The sequence below is a fragment of the Leptospira koniambonensis genome (assembly GCF_004769555.1).
GTDB classification, from domain to species: domain Bacteria; phylum Spirochaetota; class Leptospiria; order Leptospirales; family Leptospiraceae; genus Leptospira_B; species Leptospira_B koniambonensis.
This window is the reverse complement of record NZ_RQFY01000004.1, coordinates 1,372,365-1,389,276: the sequence shown is the minus strand read 5'-3', so window position 1 is coordinate 1,389,276 and position 16,912 is coordinate 1,372,365. Positions and strand designations below refer to the sequence as shown.

At 38.2% G+C, this 16,912-nt stretch carries 15 protein-coding genes; 6 read left to right on the top strand and 9 right to left on the bottom strand.

What is annotated here, in order from left to right; all coding sequences use genetic code 11:
• Window positions 1-16 precede the first annotated feature (16 nt).
• From fliD to EHQ52_RS10460, 7 genes are all read right to left on the bottom strand, one after another.
• Complete coding sequence (gene fliD, locus EHQ52_RS10490) at window positions 17-1,960, bottom strand: flagellar filament capping protein FliD (RefSeq protein WP_135615134.1); 1,944 nt, start codon at window positions 1,958-1,960, stop codon at window positions 17-19.
• A 70-nt stretch (window positions 1,961-2,030) separates the two neighbouring features.
• The gene (locus EHQ52_RS10485) at window positions 2,031-3,791 is read right to left on the bottom strand and encodes an acyl-CoA dehydrogenase family protein (RefSeq protein WP_135615133.1); all 1,761 of its coding nucleotides are present in this window, start codon (window positions 3,789-3,791) and stop codon (window positions 2,031-2,033) included.
• Between the two features lie 161 nt (window positions 3,792-3,952).
• Window positions 3,953-4,360: a response regulator gene (locus tag EHQ52_RS10480; protein WP_135615132.1), complete on the bottom strand. Its 408-nt coding sequence runs from the start codon at window positions 4,358-4,360 to the stop codon at window positions 3,953-3,955.
• Window positions 4,350-7,859 carry a PAS domain-containing protein gene (locus tag EHQ52_RS10475; protein WP_135615131.1) on the bottom strand — a complete coding sequence of 1,170 codons (3,510 nt, stop codon included), beginning with the start codon at window positions 7,857-7,859 and terminating at the stop codon, window positions 4,350-4,352. Before EHQ52_RS10475 ends, EHQ52_RS10480 begins: the two co-directional genes overlap by 11 nt.
• Before the next feature lie 166 nt (window positions 7,860-8,025).
• The gene (locus EHQ52_RS10470) at window positions 8,026-8,823 is read right to left on the bottom strand and encodes a hypothetical protein (RefSeq protein ID WP_135615130.1); all 798 of its coding nucleotides are present in this window, start codon (window positions 8,821-8,823) and stop codon (window positions 8,026-8,028) included.
• Between the two features lie 41 nt (window positions 8,824-8,864).
• Entirely contained in the window at window positions 8,865-9,185 is a 321-nt protein-coding gene (locus EHQ52_RS10465; RefSeq protein ID WP_135615129.1) for an SH3 domain-containing protein, read from the bottom strand.
• Between the two features lie 17 nt (window positions 9,186-9,202).
• Window positions 9,203-9,712, bottom strand: a complete 510-nt coding sequence (locus EHQ52_RS10460) for a DinB family protein (protein WP_135615128.1) — start codon at window positions 9,710-9,712, stop codon at window positions 9,203-9,205.
• A 115-nt stretch (window positions 9,713-9,827) separates the two neighbouring features.
• On the opposite strand from EHQ52_RS10460, the gene EHQ52_RS10455 reads away from it, so the two are divergent.
• The 6 genes from EHQ52_RS10455 to EHQ52_RS10430 all read left to right on the top strand — a co-directional run bounded on the left by EHQ52_RS10455 (window position 9,828) and on the right by EHQ52_RS10430 (window position 15,363).
• Complete coding sequence (locus EHQ52_RS10455; RefSeq protein ID WP_135615127.1) at window positions 9,828-10,148, top strand: hypothetical protein; 321 nt, start codon at window positions 9,828-9,830, stop codon at window positions 10,146-10,148.
• Between the two features lie 45 nt (window positions 10,149-10,193).
• On the top strand, window positions 10,194-10,631 hold the full coding sequence (locus EHQ52_RS10450; protein WP_135615126.1) for an LIC13259/LIC11441 family protein: 438 nt from the start codon (window positions 10,194-10,196) through the stop codon (window positions 10,629-10,631).
• 125 nt (window positions 10,632-10,756) lie between these two features.
• Window positions 10,757-12,874, top strand: a complete 2,118-nt coding sequence (gene ppk1, locus EHQ52_RS10445; RefSeq protein ID WP_244244885.1) for a polyphosphate kinase 1 — start codon at window positions 10,757-10,759, stop codon at window positions 12,872-12,874.
• A 2-nt stretch (window positions 12,875-12,876) separates the two neighbouring features.
• Window positions 12,877-14,295, top strand: coding sequence for an FAD-binding oxidoreductase (locus EHQ52_RS10440; protein ID WP_135615124.1), 1,419 nt, complete (start codon window positions 12,877-12,879; stop codon window positions 14,293-14,295).
• A 4-nt stretch (window positions 14,296-14,299) separates the two neighbouring features.
• Window positions 14,300-14,656, top strand: a complete 357-nt coding sequence (locus tag EHQ52_RS10435; protein WP_135615123.1) for a hypothetical protein — start codon at window positions 14,300-14,302, stop codon at window positions 14,654-14,656.
• Window positions 14,653-15,363 (top strand): lysophospholipid acyltransferase family protein, encoded by a 711-nt coding sequence (locus EHQ52_RS10430; RefSeq protein ID WP_135615122.1) that lies wholly within the window; start codon window positions 14,653-14,655, stop codon window positions 15,361-15,363. The genes EHQ52_RS10435 and EHQ52_RS10430 overlap by 4 nt, the downstream gene beginning before the upstream one ends.
• Before the next feature lie 16 nt (window positions 15,364-15,379).
• On the opposite strand, the gene EHQ52_RS10425 is transcribed toward EHQ52_RS10430, so the two are convergent.
• Both EHQ52_RS10425 and EHQ52_RS10420 read right to left on the bottom strand, forming a co-directional pair.
• Window positions 15,380-16,012: a hypothetical protein gene (locus EHQ52_RS10425; protein ID WP_135615121.1), complete on the bottom strand. Its 633-nt coding sequence runs from the start codon at window positions 16,010-16,012 to the stop codon at window positions 15,380-15,382.
• 163 nt (window positions 16,013-16,175) lie between these two features.
• Entirely contained in the window at window positions 16,176-16,793 is a 618-nt protein-coding gene (locus EHQ52_RS10420) for a response regulator (protein ID WP_135615120.1), read from the bottom strand.
• Between the last annotated feature and the right edge of the window lie 119 nt (window positions 16,794-16,912).

Below are 16,912 nucleotides of genomic sequence, written 5' to 3'. Positions count from 1 at the left end.
TTATATTATAATTCTTTTATTTATCGTCCCCGCCCTGTCCCCTGCTGAGATTATTATTCAGATAGGAACCGACGGCTTTATTTCTACCCACACCCTGCTCCATATACAGGAACTTTTCTTTGAGTTTTTTCTCGTAACTCATCAAGTGTGATTCGAAATTTTTGATCTTCTTGTTATTATCTGAGACTTGCTCTTCTAATAACTTAATCTTACTTGTAACCAGTCCGCCAGCGAACTGAGTATAAGGTTTCAAATGTTCTACCAGATTTACACCTACTCCAGTGTCCATTCTGGCGTCAGAATTTGTATCTTGGGCGAATAAATGACGAACTGCATCTGGATTCTCCGCAAGTTTAGCTGCTAGTTTTGCTTCGTCCAAAGCAAGGAAACCCTCCTGGATATCCGCCCATTTACTTCCTACATCGCCTGTTGAAATTCCAACATCTGAAAGTGTTCTGATCTCGGAACTTGGATAAGCAGGAAAAGAAGAAGTAGTTACTGTTTTCATTCCAGCAACCAAACGGATTACTGAGTTTTCCCCGGCTAAAATACCTGTTTTAGTTTTTCCTTCCCAGAAGGATCTGGTAATATCAGGATCTTCTAATTTGGAATCGCTGACCCCACCTTCTCTATTGACTGCAGTAGCATCTTTGGAGTATTTTAGAACATTATTATATGCTTCTATAAATTCTTTGATCATTCGTATCCCTTTTGCGGAATCCACTTTGATATCTACTGTAGCAGGACCACCTTCGCTCTTTTTGTTTAAGTTAAGAAGAACTCCGTCCAAAACATCAGTCAGACCCTCATTTTTAGGCCGAGTGATCTCAATACCGTCTACTAAAAATACTGCATCCTTAGCTTCTACAATTGTTTTTGCAGGTTTAGCTCCGTTAAATTCAGCAGGAAGAACGAATCTGAAATTAGAGAATTCTTTCTCTTTTCCAGTTTGGTTGATTACAATTACCTTATGGATCTTCTTCCCATCCATATTGGATTTGAAAGTAACTCGGACCTTCCCTTCTTTATGATAAGCAGTTTCTAAAAATACTTTATCCTGCTCATCTTGATCGTAGATCACACCTAAGGAAATTGTTTCACCTTCTTCCAAAGGTTCAGAAAGAGTAGCTTCAATCCTTGCTCCCTTCTTCCCTTCTTTAGCATCCATATGGAATTGGAATGCTTGTTTAGAACTCAATTTGATCTTAGAAGGTTCTTTTTTCTCGGGATCTGCCGCAATAAATGTAGGTTTAGCATTCGCAGTCATACCATATTTATCTGGCTGGAATGGATTTGTCTGGCTTGCTTCCCAAGGAAGATAAAAAGATTGAGGTGGATCTTGTGGAAGCATTCCTCCTACAAGAGAAGCTGCCTTAAGCACTCCATTCGGATCATCGAATTTCAGTTGATTGTCTTTACCAGATTGAGAAGCGGCTAATGTTAAAACTGTTTTATCTTGGTCTACTTTTACAATAGTAGGTTGAACAATCCCTGCAGCAGCAGTGCGAATTGTAAGATATAGATCTCGGATAGTTCCGCCTTGGAATTCTATCTCCTTCTCTATCTCTCCTGAAAGTACTTTAAAAGTCCCAGCAGGTATCTTTCTTTCTGAATCGATAGGATCACCTGAGATCTGATGGAATGTAGCAAGTTCCTTCACTTCTATCTTACGTTTTCCGCTGCTTGCAGAACGTGCAGCATCCCCAGTGATCACACCTTCTGGATCGGAAACGATTGATTTAGTCGCAAAAGGCGCTGTGAAAGATATAATTTCTCTAGTTTTGTTTTGGAGGTCTGTAGTTAGAGTTTTAAGATCGGACCATGCTTTGACCTGAGCCTGATTGAAACCGTTTTGTCTTTCCAAACGGCGAATCGGCTTTGCTTCCAGCTCTACCAGTTTTTTTACGATTTGGTTCGTATCCTGGCCGGAACTCAGTCCCGGAATAGAGAATGCGGGCATAGTCCCCTCCTTCTAATTCCATCGACCGAATTCCTAAAAGTATAAGGGCAAAAAACGTTTTTTTGACGTTTTAAACGGCCTGTCTTGCCGAAACTTTTACCTTCAACTTAGCCTTTAAACCTTCCATATAGCCTAAACTATCTAGATTATATTCGTCCACATATGAAAGTCTTTCGGCCCTAAACTCTTCAGGAATACGAAGTGTAGAACGATAGAATAACAAACCGGAAAGAAGTCTGGCACTTGCCCAAACAATCTCATCCGCAGTTTCTTCTCTCTCCTCAGAAGTCGCAAGATCCTTATACATAACAACAGCCTCTTGGAAACCGTCCCAAACTTCGGAAAGAACTTTGGTTTCTTCGGTTGGGAAATGGGACCATTCGCTATCTATATATTCTCTTAAGAAACCATGACCGCTCATTCCTGTGACGATCCCACCAATGCTAGCGTTGACTTGGATCTGAGAAGTTCCGTCATAGATTGTTGTGATACGAGCATCTCTATAAATTCTAGAAACATCATAATCTTCAGTGAAGCCCGCTCCTCCATGAAGTTGAACAGCGTCACCAGCGATCTTTACACAAGACTCGGAACAATAAAACTTAGAAATTGGCGTAAGTATTCCGGCTAACTTTTCCCAATACTTCAAGACAACGTCTGATTTTAGATCTCTTTCTGTGGCACCTTTCTCTTTCAGATGATCTCCTCTGAAATAATACAAGTCCATCGCACGAGCGCCTTCTAACATTAGGCAGCGCATTGCCATTGTTTCTCTTTCCATTCTTCGCAGAATTTTACGAACTGCGGGGATGGTTCCGATCGGTTTTCCAAATTGAATTCTTTCAGAAGTATATTTTTTAGTTTCAGCTAATGCTGCTTGTGCGATCCCCACTCCTTGTTGGGAAATTCCCATACGAGCTCCATTCAACATTCCCATCGTATGTTTGATGAGTCCGTGACCTTCTTCTCCGATTAAGATCCCAGGAGTATTTTCTAAAACGATCTCACAAGTGGGAGAACAATGTAATCCCATCTTCTTTTCTATTCCAGCAACCTGAACGTCTTTGGATTGAACTAAGAAGAATGAAAGTCCTCTTGCTCCACTTCCTGGATTTCCGGTTCTAGCTAAAAGAAGAAGGATCGCTGGAATTTCGCCAGTACCGCAACCTTGTGTGATAAATCTTTTGGTTCCGTTTAATAGGTAAGTATTTCCTTCTTTATGTGTGGCTTTGGTGCGAAGTCCTGGTAGATCGGATCCATGATCAGGTTCTGTTAGTCCCATAGCGCAGGCAAATTCCCCCGCGGCCAAACGAGGCAACCATTCGTCTTTTAATTCTTCGCTTCCATTCTTTTCTACGATCTCTGCTAAGTTCACACAACCTATGGAGATACAAACGGATGCATCCACTCTATATAAAATTTCGCTAAAGAATGCTCGAACAGTCCAAGGAACTCCTAAGCCGCCGTATTTTCTAGAAAAACCTGTGGGTTGTAAGCCTGCATCTCTTGCTTTTCGCACGATCTCTAAAAGTTTTTCTGGGAATGTAACTTTTCCATTCTCGAATTTTACCCCAACTTTGTCTAATTCAGCAACATAAGGAGCGATTTCCTTACCCGCAAACTCTCCCACAGAGTCCAGTAAAGTTTTATAATATTCTAATGCTTCTTCATGAGAAGAAGGAGCAGCAGCGAATCTTTCATCTCCCGCTTTATATTTTGCGGCGTCAGTAAATCCACCCTCGTAGGAATCTACAATTTCCTTCCAATTGATTATATGATCGAAATGTAACCTCAGGTCGGATACATCGTTAAAATAGTTGTTTTGCAGCATGATGAGAAGATTCCTTTAGGAGATAATAAAGTATCTTCTTAGAAAAGGAAAGGTCAATTCGTTTTCAAGATAGAAGTATCTGAATGAACCGGTGTTAGTTTGAAGGGCAAAATATTATAATGGATCAAAAGTTTCCTAAGGTGATTTTCGTAACGTTCGCTCTAATTTAAATTACAACAAACTCGAACAGCTTCCATTAATTTATTCACGTCCCAAGGTTTTGGGATCACTGTATAAGTACCTGCCTCTTTCTTAACCCTGTCCACTGCGGCAGCATCCACATGCCCAGTGATCAAAATGGATCGGATCTTAGGATATTTTTGGTGGACCAAAATTAAAAACTCATCTCCTTTAATCCCTGGCATCAACCAATCAGAAAGGATCAAGATCACGTTCACACCTGCGCCTACCAGATCATCTATAACTTCCATAGCTTCTTCTGCGTTTAAGGCAGTCTCGTACTGGAATAAATTTCCGAGCTGTTTTTTTAATTCCTTTTGCAAGGTAATTAAGATGATTGCTTCGTCATCCACGCAAAGGATCGCATTTTGTGATGTTTCAGTTTCCAACAGATTCCTCTTTTTTACGGTTCGCTGGTTTCAGCCAAACTTCGAACCTAGTGCGTCCAGGTTCGCTCTCAAACTCTATTTTTCCGCCCATCTTTTCTATGATCTTTTTACATATATCCAAACCAAGACCGATACCTTCTCCAGGATTTTTGGTAGTGAAGAATGGATCGAAAATTTTGTCTTGGATCTCTTTCGAAATTCCAGAGCCCGAATCTGTGAAAGAAACTATAATCCAGAATTCTCTTTTCTCTATCGAAATTTCGATCTTACCTTTATAGTTCATGGCCTGCAATCCATTATTTAATAGATTGATCCATACTTGATTCAGCTTATCCGGATCTCCCAGACAAAGTTCATTAGTCCGATAATGTTTAATTACTTCGACACCGTATTTGATCTTATTATGATATAAAGCGATGATGGTTTCGAGTTCGACTTCAATATCGACTGGGACAAGCTCTTCATCACCGTTATGCGTTCCTGGATTCAGATAATTTTTAAGAGCATCTACCACATAAGAAGCTTTGCCAGTAGCAATAGAAATTACATTACTAAATCTTACGATAGAAGCGATTGCAGAAACAGCATTTAGGATTTTTAGAGAATTTTCTGTCTTCAATAGGTCTGGGAGTTTTTCTCCTAATCTATGGATCCCCAATTCAAGGATCATATTTGCAATATTCTCCGGATCCGCAACCGAAGCCTCTTTGAATACACGAACAAGTTCCCTTCTCAAAGAACGATTCGGCAAGATTTCTGCTTGGGAAATTTCCTTCAAACTTTCATCCAAGAGAAATTTGAAATGGTCCACTTCTGTTTTATTTAAAGAAAGAAGAAGGTCAGGTATTTCCTTAATCTCTTCGTATAAGATATCTAAAATTGCACGATTCGAAGAAACAATCGCTCCCAAAGGAGTATTTAGCTCATGAGTCATCCCCGCAGCAAGCTGACCTAACGCGGCTAATTTTTCGGAAAGAAGAAGTTGGCTTTGTGTTTCGTTCAGTTCCTTGGACATCTTCTGTTGGTATTCCAAAGATTCTTTTAGATTTTCATTAGTTCTTTTTAATTCTTCTGTTCTCTGATCGATCTTTCTTTCCAGATTTGCATTTAGATCCAGAATAGTTTCTTCTGCTTCTTTACTTTTAGTAATATCATTAGAAATACCAAAAATTTGAGTTGGAATTCCCTCTGGATCTCTCTTATAGATCAATTCTCTAGAAACGAACCAACGCCATTTCTGATCCTTATGATGCATTCTATATTGATGTTCTATTACATCCTTATCTAGAGCGTTCAAATATTTTGGAATAATATTAGTCAAATACGCCTGATAATCATCAGGATGCATAAGGGATTTAAGAAGAGAATTCCCCAGCTGCTGTATCTCTTCTACAGAATAGCCCAGTAGTCGTTCTACACCTATATTGCTATATACATTCTTCTTATCCGCTATATCGTAAATATATAATATGTCTGGACTAATATCTAAAATGGATTCGATAAATCTGTTTCTTTCTAAGAACTTCTCTTCGAAATTTTTTCGTTCTGTGATATCCACCATCACTCCACGAAGCCATTTTTCCTTATTGCCCTCGGCGATCACCTTCACCATGTCTCTCAGCCAGATGACAGTTCCATCTTTCTTTAAGAATCGATATTCGAAATCGTGAGCCTCCAATCTTCCAGTACAAGCTACACAATAATTTACAGCATAATCTTTATCTTCCGGATGAATATGATCCGCCCAGAATCCAGGAGTTTTCCAATCTTCTATCGAATATCCGAGTAGGTTGACAGCTTGTTTACTCACAAACGTAAAATCAAAAGTGATCGCATCCGCTTCCCAAACAATACCCGGAGTTGTATCTACTAGATCTCTATATTGCTCCTCGCTGGCTTTTGTCCTACGGAAGGCCTCCTGTAGCTGCTCCGCCATATGGTTAAAAGAAAATGCAAGAGTGCCAATTTCTTCTAATTTACTAGTAGGAACCCTTTGGGAGAAATCCCCTTCTGCCATCGCCCTAGTTGCTTGAGAAATATTACGGATTGGTGATGTAACAATCCCTGCAAGAAATGCCGCTATCAAAAGAGACAGAGTCAAGGCAATAGCGAATACTTTTGCGGATTCACTATTTCCGATTTGTACACCTTCTAAATAATAAGAAGCCGGCATTGCAGTGATTACAATCCAATCGTATTTTCCTGCATTGTCCCTATAAGGAGTTACCTGAGTAAGCCAGGTCTCTCTGGAAACAGGTTTTGCAGTTACAATATCAAATCTAAACTGAAATACTGCCCTGACAGAAGATAGATCTCCGTAATCCTTGAACACAGATAGGATAGAATTTCGAATTACTGGATCTCCACTCTCCGAGGCGGACTCTAAATTACTAAAACGCAAATCAGAAGAAGCGATGACCCTTGACTCTCTATCTACTATAAAAGCCCTGCCATGCCTAGCTATATTCGTATTCTTTAATAAAAGAGAGATCTCTTCCGGCTTTTTCTGAACAGAACGAGCAAGGTAATCATCTAATCTGAGATTAATATTCTCCGAGATCTCTTGGTGTAATCTGGAGGCTAGTTTTCCCGAAGCTGCTTCTGAACTTCTTAAAGTCAGATAGGCTGTGGCAGCTACCATGATCAAAACCAAAAGAATGAATGGAGTCACTAGGAACATTCGGATTGGAAGTCCTTGGCCTAAAGGAATCCCGTCTTTTCCGAATTTTTCTTCCTGCCAGTACCATTCTCTATAACTTAAGACTAGTTCTCTTGTGTGGCCTGGAATTTCTGCCCAAAATAATCCATACTTTTTGGCAATAGGCAGTACAAGTAACATTGCAAAAGGAGCAACTACCCAAGTAACTCCAGTCGTAAAAAATAAAGCAGGAGTAATATTATGATAAGAGATCTCTCGAGTAAATTGTTCTGAACAAATATATCCCCAAAGCTGAGGTTCTATACTCATGAAGATAATTACGAAAATCGAATATAATCCCCAGGTTTTCAGCTTTTTGAAATCTGGATCCCTTCCGAATAACTGATAAGCAACCCAGAAGCAGGCTGGATTTATAAAATAACCTAAAAGCCAATCGAATAGAAAATCAGGAGGCACACCTTCTATCAGATCCGAAAGTCCATAAGCAAAGGGTACCGCAAGAAGAGCAGGATAACCGAACAAAAGAATACAAAGAAAAACTGTTAGATCCTTTAGAGACTCGAATGTCTGGGCACCTGGGACCAGGACTATAAAGGAACCAATATAACCGGTAATAAAAATAAAAACGAATGTGAACGGAATACTTAGAAAAGCCTGGGTGTCCCAACTTTGTTTTTGGCGACCAAAGCCGAATTTACCTCCAGGATGAAAAGTAAATCCTCCGTAGGCGCAGATCATTAAAAAGATCCCGACTATATAGCCGAATCTGCCCCAAATGTCCAAAAAGGACAAAGGAAGGGAGGTGAATAATTCTTCAAACCAGTAGACGATCGAGTTCACGGAAGGTTTTTCCTACAAAATTCCCTTCCGGCCTGAGGGAATTTCGGAGTGCCGGAAAATTTCATATCTTACCTAAAGAAAGTCAATCCGGTTTAAAAAAAATTGAACAATTTGCAAGCTTAGAAGAATGCAAAAATCCATTCTTAAGGGATAAAATTAAGTTTTCTTAAGAGTGCGAATGATCATGAAGATGTTTCTCACAATATTCTTTGTCGTTACAATTTATACAATAACGGAATTCCAATTGAGGATCTGTCGCTTCTGTGGCTCCACAAACATAACATTTATGAACTGTAAATATTTCGGATTGTTTGGCTTTCCAAGTCGAAGTTTTGCGTTCACGGATTTTGGAGCTTAAGATATCCTTTCCGAAAAATAATAGTAAACAGGAGAATCCAAACAATAACCCAACCCAAGGTAAGATTGAGTTGAACTTGCTCACTTTGTCTGTTTTCTCCAATACTAGATATAAAAACAAACCGATCCCTACCCATTTCATCCGAATAGGAATGATAGAAAGTTCCTGGTTTGGTGTTCTGAATGTCAAAGCGAAGAAAATACAATAACCTATCGTCTTAGTATCTACAAATAAAGGATAATATAAAGAAAGAACTCCACCTATCGTATTAAATAAGATTAATGAAAATAGAAACAAGTTAAACTTCAGAGAACCTATTTCCTCTTCTAATGTTTTCCCTATAACAAAAACAAAATAGGTATATATTGCCAAAAAGAACCAAGGCCATGTTGAACTTTTAAGGATCTCAGCAGGAGGAAGTAAATGAAAAACAAATAGGCCTGCATTCCACCACCTTCCCCCTTCGAGCATGCTACGAGTTAAAACACCAATCTTAGGATCGATTAATATGGAGAATAAACTTACGAAAAAAGTAATCGCGGCAAAATATCCAGCCGCGTTTTGGAATGAAATAATATCTATAAATTGGTTTTTTAATCTTCTCAATGGATTTCCTTAAATCAGGAGAATATTCAGAAAGTATAATATTATTTGACGTTAATAAATTCTAAAAATCCGCCGAATACATATCCTTCTCTTTTTTTCCACTTCACTTTTACCCAGCGGCCTTGTTTGCCGTCTTGGATCTCAACTTCTCCTGTCTCGCCAAAAGTTTCCACAACGTCACCATCTGGAACTAAATCTATTTTTTTGGCGTCTATATTCGGAGCAATCCTCAAACGAAGTCCTCCACCTGCATGTACTTTCATGACCTTTTCGATCTTACGAGGTTCTACTTTTTCCACAGAGGCGCAGTTCCATACTAGAATAGAAATAAATATTAAAAAGAATGTGAGGATCTGTTTCATTTGTTTTCCTGAATATATTATCTTGATTTTGGGTAAAAAGGATTCCAAGGAATATCTGTGACTCCATAGTTCAATCCGCTTTGTAATAACGCTGTTGAGATCTGGCTTCGATGATGGGTTTGGTGATTGAAAAAATGAGTTATCAAAAGCCAGATCGGCAATGTGATCTCCTTTTTGTACATGTAACTGTAAAACTTCAGATCTTGCGTGAGCCACTCTGAGGTAATGGTTTTTACCCATTCCGAAATCGTCGAATCTAATTCAGTCCTAAGTTTTTTCAATTCTGACAGATTAGAAAATTGCATCTCATGGAAATCTAACTTTTGGATCGGCCTAGAATGGAACCTGTCCAACCAAGAAAGATCCATCATTACGATATGATTCCAAGTCTTTGCCATAGAACCAAAAAATAGTTTTTTATCTTCTTCCAATTCGCCCGGTTTTAATTTTTCAGAAACATTTAATAAGGATTCGTTTTGCCAACGATTATATTCTGCCAAAGCGACACAGTATTCTGGATCTATCATGCTGAAATTCTGAGCAATGATCAAAATAGGTCAATACATATTAAAATTTGAAGGTATTCAGACTTCTTCAAAAGAAAAAGGAAACCCATCGATTGGATTTCCGGTCCAATTTTAAATGTTTGCCCGGGCTTTCATAGGATTAGTTGTATTCTGTTTTTTGTTCGCAATATCTGCTAACGGAACAGTAACATCTTTCTCCGGGACAAAACATTCTAAACAAAGTTTTCATTTAGAACTTTCTCATTCCGCTCTTTCTAATTTAGTCATTTTAGAAAAAGAATCCGAAAGAATAGAAACAGAAGCTAGTTCTACATACTGGAAAAGTTTAGGTCTATTCTCTCATTCAGAATCATTACTTTCTTCCTTGGATTCCGAGGCTCCTTTATATATTTCAGCCTTTAACTCCAATTTATACACGATCCGACTTATCATTTAGAAACTTCTCCACATATATTTAATTTTTATAATATAGGAGAATTTTATGCGCAACGTATTCACGTACATAGCCGCGGCATCCGTGGTTTCAGTTTCCGCCCCAGTGGCTGCGGAATCTTCCGAGTTGAGATTATTTCAAAGACTTTCAGTATTTCACGAACAATTACTTTCTAGTAACGATAAAAGAACAAATCCGAAAGGACTCTCAGGAATGATCCGTAGAGCCAAAGAAAGTTCTGGAGAAGAAAGGATCAAATACGCTAAGTCCTTAACCTTTGCAGAATTATTAGAAAAGGCAGGCTCAAGACAAGAGCAGGAATTTTTATATTCAGAGTTATGTTCTTCCTTAAAAGAAATATCACCTAGATTTGAATTCTATTCTTTCTTCTGCCCCAAAACTGGAAAGGTTTGGATCTCTAAAACCAAAGAAGTCCGAAATCCTTATTTGATCGATGAAAGAGAAACAGGAAAACTGATAGGTTAACAAAATCAAAAAGAAGCGGTTTATCTAAAGGATCTTCCGCTTCTTTGGCCCTGAAAAGCAGACTTGACTCTCGGCCCGTCCATTTTAAACCAGAAGAAAGTAGGACTAAATCAGTGGCCCAAAAGATCAAATCGCCCGAAACCCAAACCTTAGGAAGTGGAGGCAATGGAAACAAGGGACCGATCCATATCGGGAATTCCGATATCTTTTTTGATCGGGAACTTTCTTGGGTGGATTTTAACAAACGGGTTTTAGAAGAAGCAAACGATCCTGAAAATCCTCTTCTGGAACGTCTTAAATTTTTATGTATCACTGAATCAAACTTGGACGAGTTTTATATGGTCCGTGTCGCAGGTTTGAGAAACATATTAGCAGAAGGTAACGACGAAAAAAGTCTGAACGGCCAAAGGGCTTCCGAAATTTTAACAGATCTATCCAATAAGGTTAGAAGTTTCGTAAATGTTCAATACGAAACATTAAACCAAACTCTAGATCAAATGAAAGAGAATGGGATCCATCTCATCTTGAATCCGGACGAATTAAATAAAAATGAAATAGAAGATATTAAACATTACTATAAAGAAGATGTTTCTCCGATCTTAACTCCACTTTCTATAGATCCTTCTCATCCATTTCCTCATATACTTAATAAATCCTTAAACTTAGCGATCGTTCTCACAGCTGACGACGAAAAAACAGGACTCAAAAAAGATCTGTTTGCGGTAGTGCAAGTGCCTTCCGTATTACCAAGGTTCTTACAACTCAAGGGAGAAGGTAAGACCAGAAGATTTTTCCCTCTGGAAGAGATCATCAAACTTCATGTGGATGACTTATTCTACGGAATGACAGTAAAAGAAGTTTATCCTTTCCGCATCTTAAGAGATGCAGACATCTCCATAGACGAAGAAGCTTCTGTAAAAGACTTACTCATCACTATGAAAAAAGAGATCCGGAACCGTATCTGGGGAGACGCGGTAAGGATGGATATTTATGAAGGAACTTCTACTTTCGTACGAAACACTTTAAAAGATCTCATGGAGTTGCAGGACCATGAAATTTTTGATGTATCTTCTATATTAAATATTAGTGATACAATGTATTTTTACGGACTGGAACATACTTCCAAGTTCAAGTATACCTTCTTCCAACAAAAAACTACTTTAAAGTTCGAATCTCCTGAGAAAATTTTCGAAGCAATCAAAAAGAAAGATAGATTATTGCATCATCCTTATCAATCTTTCGGTGCAATCGAAGATCTGCTTAGAATTTCCAGTGAGGACCCAAAAGTTTTAGGGATCAAGATGACCCTGTATCGTACGAGCGGGGATTCTCCTATTATCCAATATTTGGGGCAAGCAGCTGAAAACGGAAAACAAGTCACAGTACTTGTAGAGTTAAAAGCAAGATTCGACGAAGAGCGAAATATCAAGTGGGCCCAAAAACTGGAAGAAAGAGGGGTTCACGTAGTATATGGAGTGGTAGGACTTAAGATTCACAGCAAGATGCTTCTGATCGTAAGAAGAGAAGAAGAACATCTAGTTCGTTATGTGCATCTTGGAACCGGAAATTACAACTCCACAACCAGTAAATATTATACAGACCTAAGCTTTTTCACGGTAAATAAAGAGATCACTGAAGATGTTTCTACTATCTTCAATACAATCACTAGCTATGCAAAAATGCCTTTCCTGAATAAGTTAGCGGCTTCTCCACATAACCTAAAAACAGTATTTCTTAATCTGATAGAAAAAGAGACAGAAAATGCAAAAGCAGGAAAACCTGCGCGTATCATCTTCAAAATGAACAGCTTAGTGGATCCTCACATTATATTAGCAATGTATAATGCGAGTCGCGCTGGAGTGATCATAGAACTGATCATCCGCGGGATCTGTTGTTTAAAACCTGGACTCCCTGGAATTTCAGAAAACATCACAGTGATCTCCATCGTAGGTAGATTTTTAGAACATACACGTATCTATTATTTCCTTTCAGGCGGGGAAGAAAATACTTTCCTCGCTTCCGCAGACTGTATGCCTAGAAACTTTGAAAGAAGGATCGAAGTCCTATTTCCTATACTAGATACAAAGAATAAAGATAGGATCAAAAAGATCTTAGATGTTCAGATCAGGGACAATGTAAAAGCAAGACTACTTTCTTCCGACGGGATCTATCGCAAAAGAGAAAGAGTGGAAGGCGAGAAGCCTGTTGATAGCCAGATCGAAAGAATGAATTTCACGGAATAAATATGAGTATTAGCCAGGAAAACAAAAGCAAACTCAAATCCCTATTGGGAGAAGAAAGGGTTTTTTTCAAAGATGAAACCCAGATGGATCAGGCAACATTCCTTTCTTTTGGAACTGACAGAACAAAAGTATATGTTCCAGATTATGAAATTCTAACATTCCCTAAAAACACCCAAGAAGTTTCAGAAATCGTAAAATTCGCCTTTGAGAATGATATCAAGATCGTTCCATCCGGAGGAAGAACAGGTTATGCAGGCGGAGCAGTAGCTAAGTCTGGAGAAATAGTTATCTCTCTTACTAAAATGGATCAGGTTTTGGATTTTGATCCGTTCTTCGGCTCCTTAACTGTGCAAGCAGGAATGATCACTAAAAATCTGCATAAAGAAGCTGAAGAAAGAGGTTTCTATTTCCCTGTTGATTTTGCAGCCACGGGCTCTTCCCATATTGGTGGAAATATTGCGACTAACGCAGGCGGAGTAAGAGTAGTCCATTACGGACTGATTCGCCAATGGGTTTTAGGACTAAAAGTAGTTACAGGTACTGGAGAAGTCCTGGAATTTAACGGCGAGATCCTAAAAAACAATACAGGCTATGATCTTAAACATCTATTCATAGGTTCCGAAGGGACATTAGGGATTATCACCGAATGTACATTAAAACTTACTAAAAAGCCTGCAGACAATCGTATTCTTTTTACAGCAGTTCCTGACTTTCCTTCTATATTAGAATTATTTAAAGAAACTCATAATATGTCCTTACCTATTTTGGCATTCGAGTTTTTGACCAAATATTGTTTGGACAAGGTAATGGACCACCTGCATGTTCCTGATCCATTTTCTGAAGTGAGTCCATATTATGTTTTGATGGAATTCGAGATCACTGAGGAATCTGATGATGAGAAATTATTCTCCTTCTTAGAAACCATTATGGAAAAAGGTTATGTTTCCGACGGAAGCCTAGCTCAGAATTCCAGACAAGCAGAGACCTTCTGGAAATATAGAGAAGGGATCAGTGAATCCATCTCCATTGATTACACTGTCCATAAAAATGATATTTCTCTCCCGCTTCGGAATATGAATCCTTTCTTGGAAGATATGCAATCTTTACTTTCTTCTAAATATCCTGGCTTTGAGATCGCACTTTTTGGCCATATAGGTGATGGAAATCTACACCTAAATATAGTAAAACCTAAGGATCTTTCTGATTCAGAGTTTTTCACTCAATGTAAAAAAGTTGATCCTTCTATGTTTGAACTATTACAAAAACATCATGGATCTATCAGCGCAGAACATGGGATCGGCCTCTTGAAAAAAGACTTTTTACATTTTTCTAGATCTTCTGCTGAGATAGAAGTGATGAGAATGATCAAAAAAGCTTTGGACCCTAAAAATCTTTTGAATCCGGGGAAAATTCTCCCTTAAAGCCATGAAAAAGAAACTGTCCGGTTTTTTTAGGTTTCTAACCGTAATTACCTGGATCGTATTTGCGGGCTTAAGTTATATAAAAGCGGAACCGGAAGTTTGGATCCCGACTTACCTAACTGTAAGTATTTTATATTCCACTGAATGGTCTTCTTTCTTTCATGATCCGGGCAGAAGGATCTTAATCGCAGGTTTAGGAAAATCTATCGGTATGGGCTACTTTGTTTGGGGCTTTTATAATTTTTTAGATAATCCTAAACCTGATCTTGATTCCGAAGTTTTCAAAGATAGTATAGGACTTGCATTATCTTCCATCTGGCTTTTCTTATTACCTTTTTTCCAAGGGAGAAATCGATCATGAAGATCGCAATTTCCTCCTTTATCGCTAATATAATATTAAAAATTATTTATATGACAGTCCGTTGGACTGAAATACACCTCCCCCAAAAAGCAGAAGAGTTACTTCTCCAAAAAAAAGGATTCGTCTTAGCGTTATGGCATAATCAGATCCCATTCGTTATAGATTTTACATATAAATTTTATGTAAAACGTTACGGTTTAGAAGTGATCCCTATGGCATCTCAATCTAAGGATGGAGAACTGGTCACTAGAGTGATCTCTCATTTTGGAATGAAACCAGAAAGAGGTTCCAGTAAAAGAGGAGGAGCCTCTGCATTAAGAGCGTTGGTCCACGACGCCAAAAAAGGAAGCATCAGTTTAATCACTCCAGACGGCCCCACTGGTCCTGTTTATACTCTTAAACCTGGGATCATACAATTAGCATCTATGACAGGGTTCCCTATATTATCCTATTATGCCAAATACGATCACTATACGATTGTACAAAGTTGGGACAGAACACCTGTTCCAAAACTATTCTCTAAAGCAGAGTTCTTTATATCAGAACCTTTTTACGTTCCAAAACTAAATGGAGAAAATGAATTAGAGCTTTGGAGAAAAAAACTCGAAACATTCATGTTAGAGCAGGCAGGAATATCTCAGCAAGAAGCGGAAAATTTAAGGGAAGAAGTGAAACTTGGCCAAGAAGCCAAAAGAAAACAAAAGTAAAATTAAAAATTTATAATTAAGCTACTTTCAATCTGTAAAAACTCCAGTGAACTATAAAGATCCTGGACATCAAAAGATATAATGCCTTTCCATTTTGTTTAGATTCGACTGCGGATTCAAAAGCAGAGATCAATTCTCTTAAAATTTCTCTTTCTCCTAAGTCAGAAATCAATTCCAGATCAATAGAAGACAAATTTTCGTCCTCAGGAAATTTGAGATCATTAGATTCCAAAAGTATTTCTAAAAGTTTTTCTGCCTCTATGAGTATGGATTCGACAGTTTTATCAGGCTCTTCAGGCCCGTTTAATAAAGAATATATTCCGTCAGACAATTCTAAGATCAAACCACCAATTGCGGAATCTTCTCCATTCTCGAATGTATGATTGACCTCGTCTAATTTTTCTCTCAATAAGGACCTTACTTGAGAAAAGGAGTTTGAAGCATATTTCATCTCTCCTTCGTCCATGGATTCCTCAAAACCTTGTAACCAATCAGGCCCAGTAGGTTCGAAGTCGTCCCAATCCGCCCATAATGACTCGCAAGCCAGGAAGACTTGATCTGTAGTACTTCCAACATGTTTGTAAGTAGATACTACAACAGCGAGACGAGCCAGAGCTTCGGACCATTCCGTTTCTCGGATCTCCATCATGTCGTATACCATACACTAGTAACAATTCGATGAAAGCAAGTTTCCTTATTATTTTAAATTAACTAAGTTTTTATTACAAACTCCTATAAAACTAATCTTTCCATGTCGCAAAAACTAATGTGTACTGTCACAGTAAAATTAGATACTTTGGATTAGTAAAATTTTAGAAACGAGAATACTTACGAACTAGATCAACTCGAGAGTTCACTTGTAATTTTTTGAAAATACTTTTGATCTGTATACGAACAGTACCTTCTTTCGTTCCGAAGTTGCGCGCTATCTCCTTTGTTCTATAACCATTGATGATATGATTCAAAATTTCTTTTTCTCTAGGAGTTAAAGAATGAGTTTCCTTGGTTGGAGATTTTCTGAAAAAAGAAATTACCTTGGCGGCTGCACCAGGAGAAAGTATTCCTCCTTCTTTCATTACCATCCTCGCTACTTCTTTTATATCTTTCAGATCTTTTTTAAGAACGAATCCAACTGCACCTGCCTTCATAGCTTGTATCAAAGCATCGTCAGTGTCTAACGTAGAAAGCATAATATACTTAGGATCATTGTCAAATTCCGATCTTTCTTTGATGTAATCGATCCCAGATTTACCTGGAAGTACGATATCCATAAATACAAGATCGTATTTGTTCTCATGATTCTGTGATAGATCTTCAGTAGAAGAAAAAACTTCTACCTGATCTACTTCTTCCATCACAGAGAGAGTGTTTGCACAGTTCTGTGCAAACTCGGAATTATCTTCAACTATAGCGATTTTTACTTTTTCCATTTTTTATCCGCCAACCGGCCCCTTGTATTACGGTTTTTTGATTCTAATTTCTATATTCGTTTTTCAAAAAACTCAGACGATGGCAGGAGGATTTTTTTTATTTTTATAAAATCTGATAT

Bases quoted from the DNA above. Each gene is read 5' to 3' on its own strand.
- fliD (WP_135615134.1), bottom strand. From the start codon at position 1,960: ATGCCCGCATTCTCTATTCCGGGACTGAGTTCCGGCCAGGATACGAAC.
- EHQ52_RS10485 (WP_135615133.1), bottom strand. From the start codon at position 3,791: ATGCTGCAAAACAACTATTTTAACGATGTATCCGACCTGAGGTTACAT.
- EHQ52_RS10465 (WP_135615129.1), bottom strand. From the start codon at position 9,185: ATGAAACAGATCCTCACATTCTTTTTAATATTTATTTCTATTCTAGTA.
- EHQ52_RS10460 (WP_135615128.1), bottom strand. From the start codon at position 9,712: ATGATAGATCCAGAATACTGTGTCGCTTTGGCAGAATATAATCGTTGG.
- EHQ52_RS10455 (WP_135615127.1), top strand. From the start codon at position 9,828: ATGTTTGCCCGGGCTTTCATAGGATTAGTTGTATTCTGTTTTTTGTTC.
- EHQ52_RS10450 (WP_135615126.1), top strand. From the start codon at position 10,194: ATGCGCAACGTATTCACGTACATAGCCGCGGCATCCGTGGTTTCAGTT.
- EHQ52_RS10440 (WP_135615124.1), top strand. From the start codon at position 12,877: ATGAGTATTAGCCAGGAAAACAAAAGCAAACTCAAATCCCTATTGGGA.
- EHQ52_RS10435 (WP_135615123.1), top strand. From the start codon at position 14,300: ATGAAAAAGAAACTGTCCGGTTTTTTTAGGTTTCTAACCGTAATTACC.
- EHQ52_RS10430 (WP_135615122.1), top strand. From the start codon at position 14,653: ATGAAGATCGCAATTTCCTCCTTTATCGCTAATATAATATTAAAAATT.
- EHQ52_RS10425 (WP_135615121.1), bottom strand. From the start codon at position 16,012: ATGATGGAGATCCGAGAAACGGAATGGTCCGAAGCTCTGGCTCGTCTC.
- EHQ52_RS10420 (WP_135615120.1), bottom strand. From the start codon at position 16,793: ATGGAAAAAGTAAAAATCGCTATAGTTGAAGATAATTCCGAGTTTGCA.